At 70.3% G+C, this 17,271-nt stretch carries 22 protein-coding genes; 10 read left to right on the top strand and 12 right to left on the bottom strand.

What is annotated here, in order from left to right; genetic code table 11:
- Positions 1 to 31 precede the first annotated feature (31 nt).
- Entirely contained in the window at positions 32 to 190 is a 159-nt protein-coding gene (locus AB0B33_RS08900) for a hypothetical protein (RefSeq protein WP_360768551.1), read from the top strand.
- 134 nt (positions 191 to 324) lie between these two features.
- Here AB0B33_RS08900 and AB0B33_RS08905 read toward each other — a convergent pair whose 3' ends face one another.
- Genes AB0B33_RS08905 through AB0B33_RS08915 form a run of 3 tightly spaced genes read right to left on the bottom strand, consistent with a single transcriptional unit; the run spans position 325 to position 2,995 of the window.
- Positions 325 to 519, bottom strand: a complete 195-nt coding sequence (locus AB0B33_RS08905) for a ferredoxin (RefSeq protein ID WP_086858280.1) — start codon at positions 517 to 519, stop codon at positions 325 to 327.
- A gap of 39 nt (positions 520 to 558) precedes the next feature.
- Positions 559 to 1,764 (bottom strand): cytochrome P450, encoded by a 1,206-nt coding sequence (locus AB0B33_RS08910; protein WP_360768554.1) that lies wholly within the window; start codon positions 1,762 to 1,764, stop codon positions 559 to 561.
- Between the two features lie 7 nt (positions 1,765 to 1,771).
- Entirely contained in the window at positions 1,772 to 2,995 is a 1,224-nt protein-coding gene (locus tag AB0B33_RS08915; RefSeq protein ID WP_360768557.1) for a cytochrome P450, read from the bottom strand.
- A 179-nt stretch (positions 2,996 to 3,174) separates the two neighbouring features.
- Between AB0B33_RS08915 and AB0B33_RS08920 the strand changes: the two genes are divergently transcribed.
- Positions 3,175 to 3,813 carry a helix-turn-helix domain-containing protein gene (locus AB0B33_RS08920; RefSeq protein ID WP_360768560.1) on the top strand — a complete coding sequence of 213 codons (639 nt, stop codon included), beginning with the start codon at positions 3,175 to 3,177 and terminating at the stop codon, positions 3,811 to 3,813.
- 54 nt (positions 3,814 to 3,867) lie between these two features.
- Entirely contained in the window at positions 3,868 to 4,734 is an 867-nt protein-coding gene (locus AB0B33_RS08925; RefSeq protein WP_360768563.1) for a hypothetical protein, read from the top strand.
- Here the strand turns inward: AB0B33_RS08925 and AB0B33_RS08930 are convergent.
- The 8 genes from AB0B33_RS08930 to AB0B33_RS08965 all read right to left on the bottom strand — a co-directional run bounded on the left by AB0B33_RS08930 (position 4,731) and on the right by AB0B33_RS08965 (position 11,191).
- Complete coding sequence (locus AB0B33_RS08930) at positions 4,731 to 5,294, bottom strand: hypothetical protein (RefSeq protein ID WP_360768565.1); 564 nt, start codon at positions 5,292 to 5,294, stop codon at positions 4,731 to 4,733. The two genes, AB0B33_RS08925 and AB0B33_RS08930, sit on opposite strands and share 4 nt — an antisense overlap.
- Complete coding sequence (locus tag AB0B33_RS08935; protein WP_360768568.1) at positions 5,291 to 6,037, bottom strand: hypothetical protein; 747 nt, start codon at positions 6,035 to 6,037, stop codon at positions 5,291 to 5,293. Before AB0B33_RS08935 ends, AB0B33_RS08930 begins: the two co-directional genes overlap by 4 nt.
- Positions 6,038 to 6,059: 22 nt before the next feature.
- Entirely contained in the window at positions 6,060 to 6,374 is a 315-nt protein-coding gene (locus AB0B33_RS08940; protein WP_360768570.1) for a hypothetical protein, read from the bottom strand.
- Positions 6,371 to 7,090 (bottom strand): hypothetical protein, encoded by a 720-nt coding sequence (locus AB0B33_RS08945; RefSeq protein WP_360768573.1) that lies wholly within the window; start codon positions 7,088 to 7,090, stop codon positions 6,371 to 6,373. Before AB0B33_RS08945 ends, AB0B33_RS08940 begins: the two co-directional genes overlap by 4 nt.
- Before the next feature lie 135 nt (positions 7,091 to 7,225).
- The gene (locus AB0B33_RS08950) at positions 7,226 to 8,092 is read right to left on the bottom strand and encodes an aldehyde dehydrogenase family protein (RefSeq protein WP_360768576.1); all 867 of its coding nucleotides are present in this window, start codon (positions 8,090 to 8,092) and stop codon (positions 7,226 to 7,228) included.
- Positions 8,085 to 9,518, bottom strand: a complete 1,434-nt coding sequence (locus AB0B33_RS08955; protein WP_360768579.1) for an aldehyde dehydrogenase family protein — start codon at positions 9,516 to 9,518, stop codon at positions 8,085 to 8,087. Before AB0B33_RS08955 ends, AB0B33_RS08950 begins: the two co-directional genes overlap by 8 nt.
- Positions 9,518 to 10,492: a deoxyribose-phosphate aldolase gene (deoC, locus tag AB0B33_RS08960; RefSeq protein ID WP_247014765.1), complete on the bottom strand. Its 975-nt coding sequence runs from the start codon at positions 10,490 to 10,492 to the stop codon at positions 9,518 to 9,520. Before deoC ends, AB0B33_RS08955 begins: the two co-directional genes overlap by 1 nt.
- Before the next feature lie 84 nt (positions 10,493 to 10,576).
- On the bottom strand, positions 10,577 to 11,191 hold the full coding sequence (locus tag AB0B33_RS08965) for a DUF1707 domain-containing protein (protein WP_360768648.1): 615 nt from the start codon (positions 11,189 to 11,191) through the stop codon (positions 10,577 to 10,579).
- An 85-nt stretch (positions 11,192 to 11,276) separates the two neighbouring features.
- On the opposite strand from AB0B33_RS08965, the gene AB0B33_RS08970 reads away from it, so the two are divergent.
- Genes AB0B33_RS08970 through AB0B33_RS08990 form a run of 5 tightly spaced genes read left to right on the top strand, consistent with a single transcriptional unit; the run spans position 11,277 to position 15,124 of the window.
- Positions 11,277 to 11,699 carry a protein-tyrosine phosphatase family protein gene (locus AB0B33_RS08970; RefSeq protein ID WP_247014763.1) on the top strand — a complete coding sequence of 141 codons (423 nt, stop codon included), beginning with the start codon at positions 11,277 to 11,279 and terminating at the stop codon, positions 11,697 to 11,699.
- Between the two features lie 5 nt (positions 11,700 to 11,704).
- Positions 11,705 to 12,328 (top strand): uracil phosphoribosyltransferase, encoded by a 624-nt coding sequence (upp, locus tag AB0B33_RS08975; protein WP_360768583.1) that lies wholly within the window; start codon positions 11,705 to 11,707, stop codon positions 12,326 to 12,328.
- Positions 12,329 to 12,362: 34 nt separating this feature from the next.
- The gene (locus tag AB0B33_RS08980; protein ID WP_360768586.1) at positions 12,363 to 13,271 is read left to right on the top strand and encodes a pentapeptide repeat-containing protein; all 909 of its coding nucleotides are present in this window, start codon (positions 12,363 to 12,365) and stop codon (positions 13,269 to 13,271) included.
- A 33-nt stretch (positions 13,272 to 13,304) separates the two neighbouring features.
- A complete protein-coding gene (locus AB0B33_RS08985; protein ID WP_360768589.1) occupies positions 13,305 to 13,874 on the top strand; it encodes an RNA polymerase sigma factor in 570 nt (189 codons plus the stop codon).
- Complete coding sequence (locus AB0B33_RS08990; protein ID WP_360768592.1) at positions 13,871 to 15,124, top strand: hypothetical protein; 1,254 nt, start codon at positions 13,871 to 13,873, stop codon at positions 15,122 to 15,124. Before AB0B33_RS08985 ends, AB0B33_RS08990 begins: the two co-directional genes overlap by 4 nt.
- Here AB0B33_RS08990 and AB0B33_RS08995 read toward each other — a convergent pair.
- Entirely contained in the window at positions 15,097 to 15,714 is a 618-nt protein-coding gene (locus tag AB0B33_RS08995; RefSeq protein ID WP_247014753.1) for a TetR/AcrR family transcriptional regulator, read from the bottom strand. The two genes, AB0B33_RS08990 and AB0B33_RS08995, sit on opposite strands and share 28 nt — an antisense overlap.
- Positions 15,715 to 15,798: 84 nt before the next feature.
- Between AB0B33_RS08995 and AB0B33_RS09000 the strand changes: the two genes are divergently transcribed.
- Positions 15,799 to 16,200, top strand: coding sequence for a MerR family transcriptional regulator (locus AB0B33_RS09000; protein WP_086673859.1), 402 nt, complete (start codon positions 15,799 to 15,801; stop codon positions 16,198 to 16,200).
- 50 nt (positions 16,201 to 16,250) lie between these two features.
- Complete coding sequence (locus AB0B33_RS09005; protein WP_360768651.1) at positions 16,251 to 17,174, top strand: aldo/keto reductase; 924 nt, start codon at positions 16,251 to 16,253, stop codon at positions 17,172 to 17,174.
- Positions 17,175 to 17,271: the final 97 nt, after the last annotated feature.

Consider the following 17,271-nt stretch of genomic DNA (forward strand, 5'->3'; position numbering starts at 1 on the left):
GTCGACGGTCTCGACCTCGCGGTGCCGGACGGTGAGTTTTCTGGTGCTGGTCGGGCCGTCGGGGTCGGGCAAGTCGGCGGCGCTGCTGCCGCCGAAGGACCGGGACATCGAGTGCGGACATCAAACCGTTGCGCACCAGGTCGAGCCCGCGCCGGATCGCGGCCCGGTAGCGGTGGTGCGGGAGCTGTGAGATGGCCGAACGGTCCTCGGCGTCCGATCGGACACGCGCGGCAAATCTGTGGATGACCAAGACCGATGTGGATACCTCCGTCGTGAGTGTTGAGGGCGGTTGGAACCGCCCTCAACACTCACGACCGGGCCACGTCACTCCTGCAGCGAGAGGGCCTGGCTGGGGCAGACGTGCACCGCTTCGCGGGCCTTCTCGACCAGTTCGCCCTCGGGCGTCTCGTTCAGCACGATGACCGTGCCGTCGTCCTCGCTCTGGTCGAACAGTTCGGGCTCGGTGAGCACGCACTGACCGGCGCCGACGCACTTGCCGGTGTCCGCGATGATCTTCATGGTTCTTCTCCTGTGGTGGGAGGGCCGTCCGGTCGATCTCTACCAGGTCACCGGCAGCCGGTACAGGCCGTAGATGTTCGCGTCGTCCTTGAACGGCAGGTCGTCGACGTCCGCGCCCAGCGCCAGCGACGGGATCCGGCGGAAGAGCGTGTCGAACACGATCTGCAGTTCCATCCGGGCCAGGTTCTGGCCGAGGCACTGGTGCGGCCCGAAGCCGAAGGCGACGTGGTGGCGTGCGCCGCGCTCGATGTCCAGCTCGTCGGCGTTCTCGAACGCGCGCGGATCGCGGTTGGCCGAATAGCCCAGCGCCAGCACGCCCTCGCCCGCCCGGATCAGCTGGCCGCCGACCTCGACGTCCTCGACGCAGAGGCGCGCGGTGGCCGCGTCCACGATCGTCCAGTAGCGCAGCATCTCCTCGACCGCGTCGAGCGTCTTGCCCGGGTCGTCCTTGATCACCGCGAGCTGCCCGGGGTTGCGCAGGAACGCCACGGTGGACAGCGAAATCATGTTCGCCGTCGTCTCGTGCCCGGCCACCAGCAGCAGGAACCCGGTCGCGGCCAGCTGCTCCCGCCGGTAGGTGCCGTCTTCGCGCAGCTTGACGATCTGCCGCCCGAGCAGGTCGTCCGGCGGGTTCGCCTCCTTCGTCGCGATGAGGTCGGCCATGTACCCGCGGATGGTGTCGAACGCCGCCCGCCGGTCCTCCGGCGACGTCGAGCGCTTGATCAGCTTCGCCGTGTGTTCCTGGAAGAAGTCGTGGTCGCCGTACGGGACGCCGAGCATCTCGCAGATCACCAGCGACGGCACCGGCAGCGAAAGCGCTTCCACCAGGTCACCGGGCTTCGGCCCGGCCAGCAGCGCGTCGATCCGCTCGTCGACGATCTGCTGGATCCGCGGCCGTAGCGCCTCCATCCGGCGGACGGTGAACTCGCCCAGCACGGCCTTGCGGGCCGGCCCGTGCTCCGGCGCGTCCATGGTGATCATGGTGCGCTCGTCGCCTTGGCGCCGGAACCCGCCCTTGACCAGCTGCGGGAAGTCCGGGTGCTGCCGGTCGGCGCTGAAGCGCCGGTTGTTCAGCACCGTCCGGACGTCCTCGAGCCGGGTGACCACCCAGGCCTGGCCGCCGTCGGGCAGCCGGACCCGCGAGACGGCGTCCTCCTCGCGGATCTCCTCGTACGCCGGCGGCGGCGCGAACGGGCACGTGCGGGTCATCGGAAACTCGTGGACGGGCTCTTCGACGGTGGTCATGGCGTCCTCACCAGGTCACGGGCAGGCAGTAGAGCCCGAAGATGGACGAGTCGTGCTTGAACGGCAGCTGGTCGACCGGCGCGGCCAGCTTCAGCTCCGGGAGGCGGCGGAAGAGCGTGTCGAACACGATCTGCAGTTCCATCCGGGCCAGGTTCTGGCCGAGGCACTGGTGCGGGCCGAAGCCGAAGGCGACGTGGTGGCGCGCGCCGCGCTCGAGGTCGAGCTCGTCGGCGTTCTCGAACGCGGCTTCGTCGCGGTTGCCGGAGTAGCTGAGGCCGAGCACGCCTTCGCCGGCGCGGATCAGCTGCCCGCCGATCTCGACGTCCTCGGTGGCGACGCGCGAGGTCGCGAACTCCGCGATCGTGAAGTACCGCAGCAGCTCCTCGACGGCGTCGAGCGTCTTGCCGGGGTCGTTCTTGATGATCTCGAGCTGGTCCGGGTTCTCCAGCAGCGCGACCGTGCCCAGCGAGATCATGTTAGCCGTCGTCTCGTGTCCGGCGATGAGCAGCAGGAACGCCAGCGAGACCAGCGAGTCGTGGTCGACGTCGCCGTGCTCCTCGCGCTGCTTGAGGACCTGGCGGCCGAGCAGGTCGTCGGTCGGGTCGGCTTCCTTCTTGCCGACGAGCTGGTCCAGGTACTCCTGCAGCTCGTCGACGGCCTGGACCCGGACCTCCTGGTCGACGTCCCGGTTGAGCAGCGTCGAGCTGCGGACCTGGAAGAACTCGTGGTCGCCGTAGGGCACACCGAGCAGCTCGCAGATGACCAGCGACGGCACCGGCAGCGAGAGCGCGGTGACGAGGTCGGCGGGCTTCGGGCCGGCCAGGATCGCGTCGATGTGCTCGTCGACGATCTGCTGGATGCGCGGCTCGAGCGCCTTCATCCGGCGGACGGTGAATTCGCCCACGACCTCGCGGCGGGCCGGCCCGTGCTCGGGCGGGTCCATGTTGATCAGCGACGCGGTGAAGTTGCTCCGGCGGACCGGCCGCCCCTGCTTGGTCAGGAACGGGAAGCCGGGGTTGAACCGGTCGGAGCTGAACCGCGGGTCGGTGAGCATCTGCCGGACGTCCTCGAGCCGGGTGATGGCCCAGGCCTCCTGGCCGGACTGCAGCTCGACGCGCTGGACCGGGCCCGCCGCGCGCAGCTTCCCGTAGGCCGCCGGCGGCGCGAACGGGCAGGTGCGTTCCAGCGGGAAGACTTCGTCCTTCGTGGTGGGTTCAGCGACTTCGGTCATTTCGGGCCCCCTAAAGCGGACGTAACGTATGCGGAGGATTACATTCCGGTTCTACGTCCCAACGTACCGAAGCGGAGGGAAGTCGTCCACTAGCTAACGGGTGACTGGTTGCGGAGCCAGTGCGTGGCCGCCTGACCGTGCGAGAATCACTCCGCGCGATTCAGCGAGGAGCGAACGGCATGACGGCAGACCCCGAGACCACCCTGCGGGCGGACGCGCGGCGCAACCGCGACCAGATCCTGGCCGCCGCGAAGAGCATCTTCGCCGTGTCCGGTCCCGAGGTGCCGATGGAGGAGATCGCCCGCGCCGCCGGCGTCGGCGTGGGCACGCTCTACCGGCGCTTCCCGGACCGGGACGCGCTGGTGCGCGCGGTCGCGATGGACAACTTCGAGCAGGTGCTGATCGACGCGAAGCGGATCGAAGCCGAGGAGACGTCGTCGTGGCGCGCGCTCGAGCGGCTGCTGCGGCAGTCGGTGGAGCTGCAGCTGAGCATCCAGCTGGCGATGGTGTCGCACCGGGCGCTGGTGATCCTGAAGAACGATCCGCAGGTCCGGCTGCTGCGGGACGAGATCCTGTCGGTGGTGGACCGGCTCGTGCACGGCGCACAGGCCGAGGGCAAGCTCCGCGACGACGTCGGCGCCGGCGACATCGCGATCCTGTTCGCGACGCTGCTGCGCCAGATGCGCGCGAAGACCGCGGACGTCGCCGAAATGGCGGCCCGCCGCTGCGTCGGCATCATGATCGACGGCCTCAGCGCGCAGCCGGGAACCGAACTCCCGGGCCGTCCGATCACATCCCGTGACCTGGAACCCGGCTGATTCTCCGGATTTCCGTGTTAATGTTCTGCCTGATTCTGGCCGTGGGGCGGGAAAATGCGACGAAGAACCGCGTTGTTGGTCATTCCCTTGCTGCTGCTCGCGGGCTGCGGCCACGACGGCGCCACGCCGGTCGCCGGCGCGGCTCCACCACTGCCGCCGACGTCCAGCGCGTCGCTCGCGCCCGCGACTTCGGTGCCGTCGTCGACGTCCCGACCTGCTATTACGCCGACACCGACCCCCACGCCGGCCCCGCCGTCGGTGACCCCGGCACGCAACTGCGGCAGCCCGGAGTTCACGACGAGCGACCCTGACGGCGGCTGGTCGGATGGCGGCTACTACGTCCACAACAACATGTGGAACGCGGGCGAGGCGGGTCCGGAAACACTGCGCGCCTGCGCGTACGACAACTGGTACGTCGATTCCGTCCAGCCGGATTCGACGTCGGTGAAAACCTATCCGAACGTGCACAAGGACATCGCCGACCAGAACGGGAAGCCGTTCAACGACTATTCGGTGATCAAGTCGACGTTCGCCGGCCGCGGTCCGGGCATCGGCGTCTACGACGTGGCGTACGACCTCTGGCTGAACGGCGTGGGCGACGGCAAGGGCGTCAGCGAGCTGATGGTCTGGACGGAGAACCGCAAACAGGTCCCGGCGGGCGACAAACTGACGACGTACACCGCGGGCGGCTTCACGTACGACGTCTGGGCGGAGGACGAGGGCTACGTGGCGTTCGTTTCGCGGACGACGCAGTACTCGGGAACGGTGGACCTGAAGGCGATGATCGCGTGGGCGATCGGAAAGGGGCTGATCCCGGCGAACCCGACGGTGAACCAGATCGGGTACGGGATCGAGTTCTGCTCGACGGGCGGAGGCAAGGCGCGGTTCACGCTGACGGACTTCTCGGTGTCGATGAGCTAGCGGGCGTAGCGCTGGATCGAGCGCTGGGAGGGGCGGAAGAGGGGCCAGCCGACCAGGAGGTTGACCAGCGTCAAGCCGACCGCGAGCACGGGCAGCAGGAGGAACAGCACAATCGACGGCGTGACCGGGTGGACGTTCACCGGGTGTGGGCCATTGCTCCAAGTGATGTTGGCGGTGTAACTCACGAAGAAGAACAGCGCGGAAAGCATCGAAGCGGCGGCCGCCGTGAACAGGACGACTGTGCCGGTCGCCGCCGGGCGCGCATCAAACAGGAAGTCCGTTCCGCCGGGGTGGCGGCCGAGTGAGACCCAGCCGCGGGCCATGGTCATCGTCACCCCGGAAACCGCCAGGAACAGGCCGAGGAAGATGCCCGCGCTGGTGGTGAGCATGGTGACCGGGCTCGTGGCGGTGGGCAGCGCCGGGCCGATCACCGGCATGCCGACGCCGACCAAGAGCGCGGCGGCCAAGGTAGCTGCCCCGAGCGTCGTGCAAACGCGGCGGATCCGGTGTGCCAGCTTCGGCGGAATCCAGATGCCGGCCGCCGCGGCGGGTCCGATCATCCGACGGTCCGCCAATCACCCGGGTGCGACATGGTGCTCGTGTCGGTCTGGTTCCAGCCGGCGCCGAGGTCGTCGGCTTTGTCGTGGATCGCCACCAGCTCGTTCTGGATGGTGTCCACCGTTGTGTCGATCACGTTGATCGTCGCGAACACCGCGGGGATGCCGGCCGCGATCTCCGCACTGAGGATGCCGAGAGCGGCGGGTAGCCCGACGACGGTCGCCGCACTGACGACGGCCGCCGCGGTCGCCCCGACCAGCCCCCAGATGATCGAGTTGTAGGTGAGCCAGAACGTCTCGACGGCATTGGAGAGGTTGGTGAGCGAGTCGCGCATCTGCCTGCCGAGTTCCTTGGCGGCATCGATCTTCTTGAGCTGTTCGGAAAGAGCGATCTTGTAGGTCTCGGCAGCGGATCCGCTCCAGTGCAACGTGGTCTTCAGCGACCCCGGATCCAGGGTGCCGGCGACCGCGTCGAGTCGCTGGGTGAACTTGTCGCCCCACTCGGCGGCGTAGGCACGCAGTTTGTCGGGGTCACCTTTGTCCCGCTCGAACTTCTCATGAGCGGACTCGAACTCGGCGACCTTGTTCCCGATGAAGGCAAGACCGTCCCGAATCGGCTTCACCAGGTCGGCCAGCGCGTCCGGGATCCAGTCCAGCGTGTCCCGGACCCGCTGGAACAGGTCCTCCACGAGCTGCCTGAACTTTTCGTACCCGGCGAGCGCTTGGTCGATCACGTCGTTGGTCATCGTTCTGGTTCCCCTCGCGCCCTCAGTGTTCGCCTGCTTGACGCAGCTTCCGGCGGCGTTCTTCTTCGGAGACCTGGTACATCGCGGCCCCCCGATGCAGGCTGTCCGATATCCGGTGGAAGTTGAGGGCACCCCGCCGGAGGGAGTCTTCGAGTTTGGCGAGCGTCAACCCGTACTGGTGGTCGAAACCCCGGCCCGCCGCGTAGCTCATGACGTCGGCCGGCGTCAGACCAAGCGGCGCGACCACCGCCCCGGCTTCGCCGAGGCCTCCGGCTGCTTCGTCCCAGGCCGCTGCGTCCGAGCGCAAAGCCTCCAAGGCCACTTCGATGTCACTCATCGGCTTTCAGGACCTCTCGTTGCTTCCGGCTGCCCGTCACGGAGCTGGATCCGGCGGATCAACCGGGCCGGATCGTGGACCAGCCCCAGGAGTTCGGCCGTGGCTCTCCCTACTTCGGGGCCCGTGCCGTCCGGCACCGAATCGCGGTGGAGCGACCTCAGGACCTCGGCCAGTTCGGCCTCGATCTCCGCGTTCCTCGCCATTGATGCCCAGGTCGGATCGATGTCCAGGCTGAGGTAGTGCCCGCTCTGGGCGGTCCCTGTCACGTGTCCGCCGGAACTCGTCGTGGTGACCTGGCGGTCGGCGAGGGCCAAGCGGGCAGAGAGTTCATCGACTTCAGCCATGACGGCATCGCCCAGCCGGAGGATGTCCTGGACGGTGAGCGGTGTCTCGTCCGCATCCCCTCGGCGTGACGAGGGTGGGTTCTCCTGAGCGTTCCGGGTCTGCCGCACCAGGGCGTCGAGAGTCGCTGCATTGGCCGCAGTCAGCACGCTCGAGTGCAGGCCGCGCGGGTCGACCTTGCTCTTCCAGCCCGAGGCGAGCCTGACCTGCCGGACAGCGCCTTCGGCGCTGACGGTCACCGTCACCGCCGAGTCCGGATCGCGTCCCGTGGGATCGGCCGGCTCCGGGTCGTCCTCCCTGGACGTGGCCGGGGCTTCGCCGTCGTCCCACAGGTCGATCTCCGCCTCGAACGCCCACTCTTCGTCGTCCGGCACCTGCACCCTCCCCGATGCGTCACGCTCAGTACCTGGCAGGGACTGTACCGGTGATCGACCTGAGCGTCAGCCGAAAGCCGTGAACGCGACGGAGGCCACCACCCCGGTGCGGGGTGGTGGCCTCCGTTCGTGCACTCAGACGCCCAGGGGGTGCCAGACCGTCTTCGCCTCCAGGTAGCGGCGCAGGCGGGTCAGGTCCGGGGCCGTCGTCCAGTCCGGCTCGGCCTCCGGGACCGTCAGGACCCGCTTCACCGTGTTCGCCGCTTCGCGTGCCAGCTCCGGGCGGTCCGCCGGGGCGGCTCCTGTCGGGTCCAGGGCGTTGACGTCGCCGTGGGAAGCCAGCCACGAGCCCAGCTCGGACGCGTGGCCGGTCAGGATGTTCGCCACGCCGCCCGGGACGTCCGACGTCGCCAGGACCTCCGACAGCGTGATCGCCGGCAACGGGCGCTCCGCGCTCGAGACCACCACCGCCGTCGAGCCTGTCGCCAGGACCGGGGCCAGGACCTCGATCAGGCCCAGCAACGACGAACCCTGGGGCGCCAGGATGCCCACCACGCCCGTCGGTTCCGGGACCGTGAACGAGAAGTACGGGCCCGCCACCGGGTTCGCCGCGCCGAGGACCGTGGCGATCTTGTCCGTCCAGCCCGCGTACCAGACCCAGCGGTCGATGGCCGTGTCCACAATGGACTCCGCCTTCTTTGCCGCCAGGCCTTCGGATGCCGAAACCTCGGCGATGAACTGGTCTCGGCGGCCTTCAAGCACCTCGGCCACCCGGTACAGGACCTGGCCGCGGTTGTACGCCGTCGCCGCGGACCAGCCCGGGAATGCCTTGCGGGCGGCCACCACCGCGTCGCGGACGTCCTTGCGGGACGCGTGGGCCGCGTTCGCCAGGAACTTGCCTTTCGCGTCCGTCACCGGGTAGACCCGGCCGGACTCCGAACGCGGGAACTTGCCGCCCACGTACAGCTTGTACGTCTTCGCGACGGAAATCCGATCAGACATCGAGGTAAGCCTCCAGCCCGGTGCGGCCGCCTTCGCGCCCGAAGCCGGATTCCTGGTAGCCGCCGAACGGTGCGGCGGGGTCGAAGCGGTTGAAGGTGTTGGCCCAGACCACGCCGGCGCGCAGCTGGTTCGCCATCCACAGGATCCGGGAGCCCTTTTCGGTCCAGATGCCCGCCGAAAGCCCGTACGGCGTGTTGTTCGCCTTCGCCACGGCCTCGTCCGGCGTGCGGAACGTCAGCACCGACAGCACCGGGCCGAAGATCTCCTCGCGCGCGATCCGCATCGACTGGTGGACGTTCGCGAACACCGTCGGGGCGAAGAAGAACCCGCGGTCCGGCACCGGGCACGGGCTGGTCCAGCGCTGCGCGCCTTCGGCGTCGCCGGCTTCGACGAGCCCGCGGATCTTCGCCAGCTGCTCGGCCGAGTTGATCGCGCCGATGTCGGTGTTCTTGTCCAGCGGGTCGCCGATGCGCAGCGTCGAGACGCGGTAGCGCAGCTTTTCCAGTACCTCTTCGGCGATGGACTCCTGCACCAGCAGGCGCGAGCCCGCGCAGCAGACGTGGCCCTGGTTGAAGAAGATGCCGTTGACGATGCCCTCGATCGCCTGGTCCAGCGGGGCGTCCTCGAACACGATGTTCGCGGCCTTGCCGCCCAGCTCGAGCGTCAGCTTCTTCGGCGTCCCCGCGACCTGGCGCTGGATCGCCTTGCCGACCTCGGTCGAGCCGGTGAAGGCGATCTTGTTGATGTCGGCGTGCTCCACAATGGACGCACCGATGTCACCGGCGCCCGGGAGGATGTTGACGACACCCGGCGGCAGCTCCGCCTGCTGGCAGATCTCCGCGAAGACCAGCGCGGTCAACGGCGTCGTCTCGGCCGGCTTCAGCACCACCGTGTTGCCCGTGGCCAGCGCCGGCGCGATCTTCCAGGCCAGCATCAGCAGCGGGAAGTTCCACGGGATGATCTGGCCCGCGACACCCAGCGGCCGCGGGTCCGGGCCGTAGCCCGCGTACTCCAGCTTGTCGGCCCAGCCCGCGTGGTAGAAGAAGTGCGCGGCCGCCGTCGGGACGTCGGAGTCGCGCGACTCCTTGATCGGCTTGCCGTTGTCGAGGCTTTCCAGCACCGCCAGCTCGCGCGAACGCTCCTGGATCAGCCGCGCGATGCGGAACAGGTACTTCGCGCGCTCGGTGCCCGGCATCTTCGACCAGACGCTCGTGTACGCCTTGCGCGCGGCCTTGACCGCGGTGTCCACATCGGACTTCGACGCGGTGCCGACCTCCGCCAGGACCTCTTCGGTGGCCGGGTTGATCGTCTTGAGCGGCTCACCCGAGCCGTCGACGAATTCGCCGTTGACGAACGGCTTGTAGTGGTCCTTCAGGTTCGCGATGGCGCGCGATTCGGGCGCCGGTGCGTACTCGAAAACAGGCATCAGTCCACCGTCACGTAGTCGGGGCCGCTGTAGTGGCCGTCCACCTGGGTGCGGCGCTGCAGCAGCAGGTCGTTGAGCAGGCTGGACGCGCCGAAGCGGAAGAGGTCCGGGACCAGCCACTGCTCGCCGGCGACCTCGTGCACCGCGACCAGGTACTTGATCGCGTCCTTCGTGGTCCGGATGCCGCCCGCGGGCTTGACGCCGCGCAGTTCGCCGGTCTGGACGTGCCAGTCGTGCACCGCCTGCAGCATGATGTGGGTGACCGGCAGCGTCGCGGCGGGGGAGACCTTGCCGGTCGAGGTCTTGATGAAGTCACCGCCGGCCAGCAGCGCCAGCCACGACGCGCGCCGCACGTTGTCGTACGTCGCCAGCTCGCCGGTCTCGAGGATGACCTTCAGGTGGGCGTCGCCGCAGGCGGCCTTGATCGCCTGGATCTCCTCGAAGACGGCCATGTAGCGGCCCTCGAGGAAGGCGCCGCGGTCGATCACCATGTCGACTTCGTGCGCGCCCGCGTCGACGGCGATCTTGGTGTCGGCCAGCTTGATCTCACGGCTCGTGCGGCCGGCGGGGAAGCCGGTGGCGACGCTCGCGACGTGCACACCGCTCGTGCCCAGCGCTTCGACGGCGGTCTCGACCATGTCCGGGTACACGCAGACGGCGGCGACGCGCGGGGTGTCCTGGCGTTCGGGGTCGGGGCGGACGGCCTTCGCGGCGAGCGCCCGGACCTTGCCGCGGGTGTCGGCGCCCTCCAGCGTGGTCAGGTCGACCATGGAGATGGCGGTGTCGATGGCCCACCGCTTGGCGTCCTTCTTGATGCTGCGCGTGCCGAGGCCCGCCGCGCGCTGCTCGACGCCGACCTGGTCGACACCGGGCAGCCCGAGCAGGAAGCGGCGCAGGCTCGCGTCGTCGCGAGTCGCGTCCGCCAGTGGCGCCGGGGTGGCCGGCGCCGCTGACGTGCTGGTCGTGGCTGTCATGCGCCTGAGTCTAGGCGGCGGGTACGACAGTGCGAGCCCCCATCGGGTGTGACGCTGGGTGCCGAGCGCGTCACAATTCCGAGGTCAGCCCTTCTCGATGCGCGGTGGGTCCACCCGCTGGGCCGGCCGCCGGTACACGACCACCCCGCCCCAGAAACCCAGGCCGTTGATCTTCACCGTCGGTGCCGTCGGGGGTGCCGGAGGCGCTCCCGACTTGTCCTCCAGCACGAAGCCGCCCATGAAGCCGATGCCCGTCACGTCGACGTTGATGTCGTCCGGGACCGTGATCTGGATGCCGCCCATGATCGCGATGGCCGTGATCGTGCAGTGCTTGTCCGCGAACCTCGCCTGGCGCAGGTCGATCTCCGCGCCGCCCCAAAAGGCGAAGCTCGTGTGCTGCGGGGGCAGGACCCAGCTGCCCTTGCGGACCGCGCCCGACATGACGCCGATCGAGACCGGGGAGCCCGCGTAGCCGCCGATGCGCTGGTCGGGGAAGCCCAGTGCGCGGGACGCCGCCGGCTCGATCACGCCCGGCGACGTGGGCAGGTCCACCGTCACCGGTTTGAGGTCGCCGATGGTCTTGGCCGCGTAGACCGTCGACAGGCGCTCTTCGAGTTCGTTCACCGTGATCCGCCCTTCCGCGAGGGCGTTGTGCAGCACCTGGGCGACGCGCTCGCGGTCGGCGTCGGAGGCCCGCATCTGGTCGGGCGTCAGTTCGCTCACCCGGGGGAGCCTATCGGCGAAAACCACCCTCCGTGTCCACCTTCTGGAGGACACTGCTCCGATGGTGCGATTTCCCGACGGCGTCGAGGTCCGCGGCCGCGGGCTGGGCCGCCCGCGACCCGACGAACCCGAGCCGGACTACGGGCTCTACCTGGGCACGAACCGGTTGCGGCGCAAGCACGGCGGCGGCATCACCTGGCCGCAGGAGTGGATCACCTGGCCGGACTTCCTGCTGCCGCTCGACCGCACGGACGCGATCGCCAAGATCAAGGCCCTCCACGAGCGCGCCGGGGTCGAAACCGTCGAAGTCGCCTGCTACGGCGGCGCGGGCCGCACCGGCACCGTGATGGCCTGCCTGGCCGTCCTCTCCGGCGTCCCGGCCGAAGACGCCGTCGCCTGGGTGCGGGCGAACTACCACGAACGCGCCGTCGAAACGCCCTGGCAGCGCGGCTGGGTGAAGAGCTTCGCGAAACGGCTAGATTGACCCGCATGGATGTGTACGTCGTCGACCACCCCCTCGCGAAGGCCCGGCTCTCCACGATGCGCGACGCGCGCACCGACAGCGCCGCGTTCCGGGCCGCGCTGCACGAGCTGACCGTCATGCTGGTCTACGAAGCCACGCGCGACGTCCCGGTGAAGACCGAGCGGATCCACACGCCGGTCGCGCGCACCGACGGCTTCAAGCTGGCGAAGCCGCCGCTGCTCGTGCCGGTCCTGCGGGCCGGGCTGGGCATGGCCGACCAGGCGCACAAGCTGATCCCGGACGCGCAGATGGGCTTCGTCGGCCTCGCGCGCGACGAGGAGACGCTCAAGCCGACGCCCTACCTCGAATCGCTGCCGGAGTCGCTCGCCGACCGGCCGGTGCTGGTGCTCGACCCGATGCTCGCCACCGGCGGCTCGATGGAGTACACGATCCGGCTGCTCACCGACCGCGGTGCCGCCGACGTCACGGCGATCTGCGCGCTCGCCGCGCCGGAAGGCCTGGCGCACCTGGAGAAGACCGGCCTGCCGGTCCGCGTGGTCACCGCCAGCATCGACGAGCGCCTCAACGACTCGGGCTTCATCGTCCCGGGTCTCGGTGACGCCGGTGACCGCCAGTACGGCGCCGTCTAAGCCCTTGCCGGTCCTGAAGTGGCGGTGGATCGCCGTGACCGCCGTCGCGGTCGCGGCCGTCACCGCCGGGCTGCTGTGGCTGTTCCTCGCCTGGTCCGGGGAGCCGACCGCGCCGGTGCGCATCGACGCGGTCAAGACGGCGTTCGGCGTCGGCGCGGGCGCGGGCGGCGTGTTCGCGCTGTGGCTCGCGACGCGCCGCCAGCGCACGCTGGAACTGCAGCTCGCCGAGACCACCCGCGTCGCCGGGGTGACCGAACGGGACCTCGAGGAGCGGCGGGTCACCGAGCTGTACACGAAGGCCGTCGAACAGCTCGGCAACGACAAGGCGCCCGTGCGGCTCGGCGGGTTGTACGCGCTGGAGCGGCTCGGGCAGGACAACCCGAAGCAGCGCCAGACGATCGTCAACGTCCTGTGCGCCTACCTGCGGATGCCGTTCGACGGCCCGAAAGCGGGCCTGAAGGGCACCGCGGACCTCGATCCGCCCGACTACGACGAGGCCGAGCTGCTGGTCCGCCTGGCCGCGCAGGAACTGCTCAAGACCCACCTGACCCACGGCGAACCCGGGTTCTGGCCCGGGATGGCGATCGACCTGCAGCGGGCCACCCTCGTCGACTTCCGGCTGAGCGGCTGCACCCTGGCCGCCGCGGACTTCAGCCGCGCGCGGTTCGTCGGCGCGGTGCACATCCGCGGCACCACCTTCACCCGCCGGGTGGGCTTCTTCGGCGCGGAGTTCACCTCGGCCGTCAACTTCGACCGGTCGGTCTTCGAGGAGGGCGCGTTCTTCACCTGGGCGCGCTTCGGCGCGTTCGCCCGGTTCACCCGGGTCCGCTCGGGCGGCCGGTTCGAGCTGACCCGCGCGCGGTTCGAGGGCGAAACCGACTTCGAGGGCGGCGAACACCAGGACATCGACCTGACGGATGCCCGGTTCCCGGAGAACGAATAGCAACGTCCCGCCCGGTGCCGGCCACTGAAGGGTGTGACCAGCCATACGACGGGGGTACCGGTGGGTGATCGGGCCCTGTGGGACCGGGCGGCCGGGGGCGACGAAACGGCTTTCGGCGAGCTCTTCGAGCGGCACGCCGAGGCCGTCTGGAACCACGCCTACCGGCTGACCGGCTCCTGGGCCGCCGCCGAAGACCTGACCTCGAACACGTTCCTGACCGCGTGGCGCCGCCGTGCCGACGTCACGCTCGTGCGGGACAGCGCCTTGCCCTGGCTCTACACCGTGGCCGGCAACGCCGCCCGCGACGAGTACCGCGGCGCGAGACGGCGGCGGCTGCTGCTCCGGAAGATCCCGGATCCGCCGGTGGTGTCCGACCACGCCGACGCCGTGGCCGAGCGGCTCGACGGCGAGCGGCGGCTGCGCGAGGTCGTCGAAGCCGTGCGGACGCTGCCGAAGGCGCAGCGCACGGTCGTCGAGCTGTGCCTGCTCGGCGACCTCGGCACCGCCGACGCCGCCGCGTTGCTGGCCGTCGCGGAAGTGACCGTCCGCGCCCACCTGTCCCGGGCCCGTGCCCGGCTGCGCACCCTGCTGGAGGGGAAATGAGCGACGACCTCGGCCTACCGCCCCGGCGCGCGCTGCCCGGCGACGTCCGCGACCGGCTGCGTGCGGAAGTCCGCGCGGGCATCGGGAAACCCAAGCGCGCCAAGCACGTCTGGTACGCCGCCGCGGCCGCGGTGCTCGTCCTGGCCGCGGGCGCGGTCGTCGTGACGCGGCAGCTGCGGCAGCCCGCCGAAGCGCCGCCCGCGGTCCCCGGTGGCCTGACGCTCGACGGCAAGCTCGCGACGACGGCGCTCGACCGGTGCTGGGCCGCGGTCCAGGTGGCGGGCAAGACGGACCGGGTGCCGCCGCGCGCGGAGTGGGTCCCGCTGCTCACCGAGGAACTCGAAGGGGACGCCGTCGTCGCGGCCACCGCCGCGGGCAAGCCGATGTTCTGCGAGACGACCGCGACCACCGTGACGCTCTCGGACCCGGGCGCCACGCCCGCGTACGCGCCGGGCAGCCGGTCCGGGCTGCTGCTGCACAGCGCGACCGGGCTGGTCGGCGGGGTGCTGGACCCGGCGTGGCCGAAGGCGAGCCTCGCGACGTCGACCCCCGGCGGGTCGAGCGGGAGCGACGTCGGGTTCTCGCCGGTCAGCCGCCAGTTCGTGGCCCACACCCGTACCGCGCCGGACCGGACGGCGGTCGCGCTCATCGACAGCGGGCCGGGGCAGCCGCGGAAGGTGGACCTCCCGGCCGCCCCGGCGCCGTTGCTCGCCGTGACCGACCGCCCGGAGCCCGCCGACCGGACCTCGGTGGCGGGCCGGGCCCTCGGTGACTGCCTGGCCGACGCCGAAGAGGTGATCCCGGACGCCGCGGCCTACCGCCCGGGACCGCTGCTGCGGGAGGCCGGCCAGGAGGTGGTCATGGGCCGCCGGGGCGACCGCGTGATCGTCTGCACGCGGGAGCCGGACTACCAGCGGCCGGGGAAGACGCGGGCCCGGGCCTACCCCGATCTGGTGGCGGCCCGGGGAGTCCCGGCGCGGATCCTGCGGGTGAACACGCTCGGCGCCGGCGAGTCGGGCGCCCCGGCCGGGGCGGCCCGCACCCCGGTCGCCGTGGTGCTCCCGGCCGCGGCGATCTCGGCGGGCTTCGAATTCGACGCCGACAACGGCGCCGACCTGGTGGTCACCGACGGCATGGCGCTGGCCTGGCTGCCGCGGAAGATCGCACTGACGCCGGAGGCGAAGGTGCGCGTCCGGGCGTGGGACGCGGAGGGCCGGCTCGTCTACGACGCGTCGTTGCCGCTGTTCTGAGGCCGCAGCCAGCCGGAGGCGTTCGCGCGCAGGGCCCGCTCGTACGAGCCGGTCACGTCGAACTCCTCCGGCAGGTTGCCGGTCAGCTCCAGGGACACCAGCCCGTGCACGACGGCCCAGCAGCCGACCGCGACGGTCGCCGGCGGGACGTCGAAGAAGACGCCGTCGGCGATGGCCCGGCGGATGATCGCCTCCAGGGGCTCCAGCGTCTTGCGGGCCAGCTTTTCGGCGTCTTCGTTGGGTTCGAACCCGGGGACCGACCGGCTGAACATGATCCCGTACAGGTGCGGGTCGGCGAGCGCGCTCGCGCGGTAGGCGCTGCCGAGCGCGACGAGGTCGTCGACGGCGTCCCCGGTCAGCTCGGTGCCCGCCATCCGGGCGCCGAAGCGGCGGAAGCCCTCGGTGTAGAGGGCGTTCACCAGATCGGGTTTGCTGCCGAAGAGGGAGTACACGGCGGTGGTCGACGTCCCCGCGTCGGCAGCCAGCTTCCGCAGGGAAAGTGCCTTCGGCCCGTCGGCGGCGATGAGCTCACCGGCGCGGTCGAGCAGCTTCAGCCGGAGCGCTTCGTCGTGTGTCCGTGGCCGTGCCATCTACACAGCGTAGTAGAACACTGTTACGAATGGCCAGGGTGAAGAGTTGACCTGGAGTGCACTCCAGGTCGTAGTGTCGAGGTCATGAGCTACTCGATAGCGGAAGCCGCTCGACGTAGCGGACTGTCCATCGACACCCTCCGGTACTACGAGCGCATCAAACTGCTCGACCCGCCCGCCCGTGACACCGCGGGCCGCCGGGCCTACTCGGACGACGACCTGAACTGGCTCGGTTTCCTGACCAAGCTGCGCACCACGGGGATGCCCATCAAGAGCATGCGCGAGTACGCGTCGCTGCGCCGCCACGGCGTCGCCAGCGCGGGCCGCCGCAAGGCTCTCCTGGTGGAGCAGCGGCGGTCGGTCGCCGAGCGGATCGCCGAGCTGCAGGGCTGCCTCGACATCCTCGACTACAAGATCGACAACTACGCCCAGGTCGAGCGCAACGTGCTCGGCGTGGAACCCGGCAGGGAGGAAATCTCCGCGTGAAGACCAGGAAGCTCGGCGGACTGGAAGTGGGTGCCCAGGGGCTGGGCTGCATGGGGATGAGCCAGGCGTACGGCGTCCGCGACAACGACGAAGAGTCGATCGCGACGATCCACCGGGCGCTCGACCTCGGCGTGACGCTGCTGGACACCGCGAACGTGTACGCGAACGGCGTCAACGAAGAGCTGGTCGGCCGCGCGATCGCCGGCCGCCGCGACGAGGTCGTGCTGGCGACGAAGTTCGGCATCGTGTGGACCGACGGCGCGATGGGCGCCCGCGGCGACGCGGCCTACGTCAAGCAGAGCTGCGACGAGTCCCTGCGCCGGCTCGGCGTCGACCACATCGACCTGTACTACCAGCACCGCGTCGACCCGGACACGCCGATCGAGGAGACCTGGGGTGCGCTGGCTTCGCTCGTCGAAGCCGGGAAGATCCGGTACGCCGGGATTTCCGAGGCGAGCGCGGCGACGATCCGCGCCGCCCACGCCGTGCACCCGGTGACGGCGCTGCAGAGCGAATGGTCGCTGTGGACCCGGGGCATCGAGGGCGAAATCCTGGACACGTGCCGGGAGCTCGGCGTCGGCGTGGTCCCGTTCTCGCCGCTGGGCCGGGGTTTCCTGACCGGCGCGGTGACGTCGATGGCGGACCTGCCCGAGGACGACATGCGCCGCGGCCTCCCGCGTTTCGCCGAGGGCAACTTCGAGCGCAACATGGCGATCGTCGACGCGCTGCGGAAGCTGGCCGAGGAGAAGGGCGTCACCGCGGGGCAGCTCGCGCTCGCGTGGGTGCAGTCCCACGGCGAGGACGTCGTGCCGATCCCGGGCACCAAGCGCCGCAAGTACCTCGAGGAGAACGTGGCGGCGGCTGCCCTGGAACTGACGGCGGCGGACCTGGCCGCGATCGAGGCGGCCGCTCCCGCGGAGGCGATCGCCGGGGAGCGTTACCCCGAACGCCTCGCCCGCGCCGCCGGCCGCTGAACCCGCACTTTCACGTGAAAGTGCCCACCAGGGGCCCGCACTTTCACGTGAAAGTGCGGGGGGGGGGGGTTTGGGGGGTGTGCGGGGCAGGGGCGGC

The organism is Amycolatopsis sp. NPDC049159 (genome assembly GCF_040648295.1).
Taxonomy (GTDB): Bacteria; Actinomycetota; Actinomycetes; order Mycobacteriales; family Pseudonocardiaceae; genus Amycolatopsis; species Amycolatopsis pretoriensis_A.

Coding starts and splice junctions, on each gene's coding strand:
- AB0B33_RS08905 (WP_086858280.1), bottom strand. CDS start 519: ATGAAGATCATCGCGGACACCGGCAAGTGCGTCGGCGCCGGTCAGTGC.
- AB0B33_RS08910 (WP_360768554.1), bottom strand. CDS start 1,764: ATGACCACCGTCGAAGAGCCCGTCCACGAGTTTCCGATGACCCGCACG.
- AB0B33_RS08915 (WP_360768557.1), bottom strand. CDS start 2,995: ATGACCGAAGTCGCTGAACCCACCACGAAGGACGAAGTCTTCCCGCTG.
- AB0B33_RS08920 (WP_360768560.1), top strand. CDS start 3,175: ATGACGGCAGACCCCGAGACCACCCTGCGGGCGGACGCGCGGCGCAAC.
- AB0B33_RS08925 (WP_360768563.1), top strand. CDS start 3,868: ATGCGACGAAGAACCGCGTTGTTGGTCATTCCCTTGCTGCTGCTCGCG.
- AB0B33_RS08930 (WP_360768565.1), bottom strand. CDS start 5,294: ATGATCGGACCCGCCGCGGCGGCCGGCATCTGGATTCCGCCGAAGCTG.
- AB0B33_RS08935 (WP_360768568.1), bottom strand. CDS start 6,037: ATGACCAACGACGTGATCGACCAAGCGCTCGCCGGGTACGAAAAGTTC.
- AB0B33_RS08940 (WP_360768570.1), bottom strand. CDS start 6,374: ATGAGTGACATCGAAGTGGCCTTGGAGGCTTTGCGCTCGGACGCAGCG.
- AB0B33_RS08950 (WP_360768576.1), bottom strand. CDS start 8,092: ATGTCTGATCGGATTTCCGTCGCGAAGACGTACAAGCTGTACGTGGGC.
- AB0B33_RS08955 (WP_360768579.1), bottom strand. CDS start 9,518: ATGCCTGTTTTCGAGTACGCACCGGCGCCCGAATCGCGCGCCATCGCG.
- deoC (WP_247014765.1), bottom strand. CDS start 10,492: ATGACAGCCACGACCAGCACGTCAGCGGCGCCGGCCACCCCGGCGCCA.
- AB0B33_RS08965 (WP_360768648.1), bottom strand. CDS start 11,191: ATGCGGGCCTCCGACGCCGACCGCGAGCGCGTCGCCCAGGTGCTGCAC.
- AB0B33_RS08970 (WP_247014763.1), top strand. CDS start 11,277: ATGGTGCGATTTCCCGACGGCGTCGAGGTCCGCGGCCGCGGGCTGGGC.
- upp (WP_360768583.1), top strand. CDS start 11,705: ATGGATGTGTACGTCGTCGACCACCCCCTCGCGAAGGCCCGGCTCTCC.
- AB0B33_RS08990 (WP_360768592.1), top strand. CDS start 13,871: ATGAGCGACGACCTCGGCCTACCGCCCCGGCGCGCGCTGCCCGGCGAC.
- AB0B33_RS08995 (WP_247014753.1), bottom strand. CDS start 15,714: ATGGCACGGCCACGGACACACGACGAAGCGCTCCGGCTGAAGCTGCTC.
- AB0B33_RS09000 (WP_086673859.1), top strand. CDS start 15,799: ATGAGCTACTCGATAGCGGAAGCCGCTCGACGTAGCGGACTGTCCATC.
- AB0B33_RS09005 (WP_360768651.1), top strand. CDS start 16,251: ATGGGGATGAGCCAGGCGTACGGCGTCCGCGACAACGACGAAGAGTCG.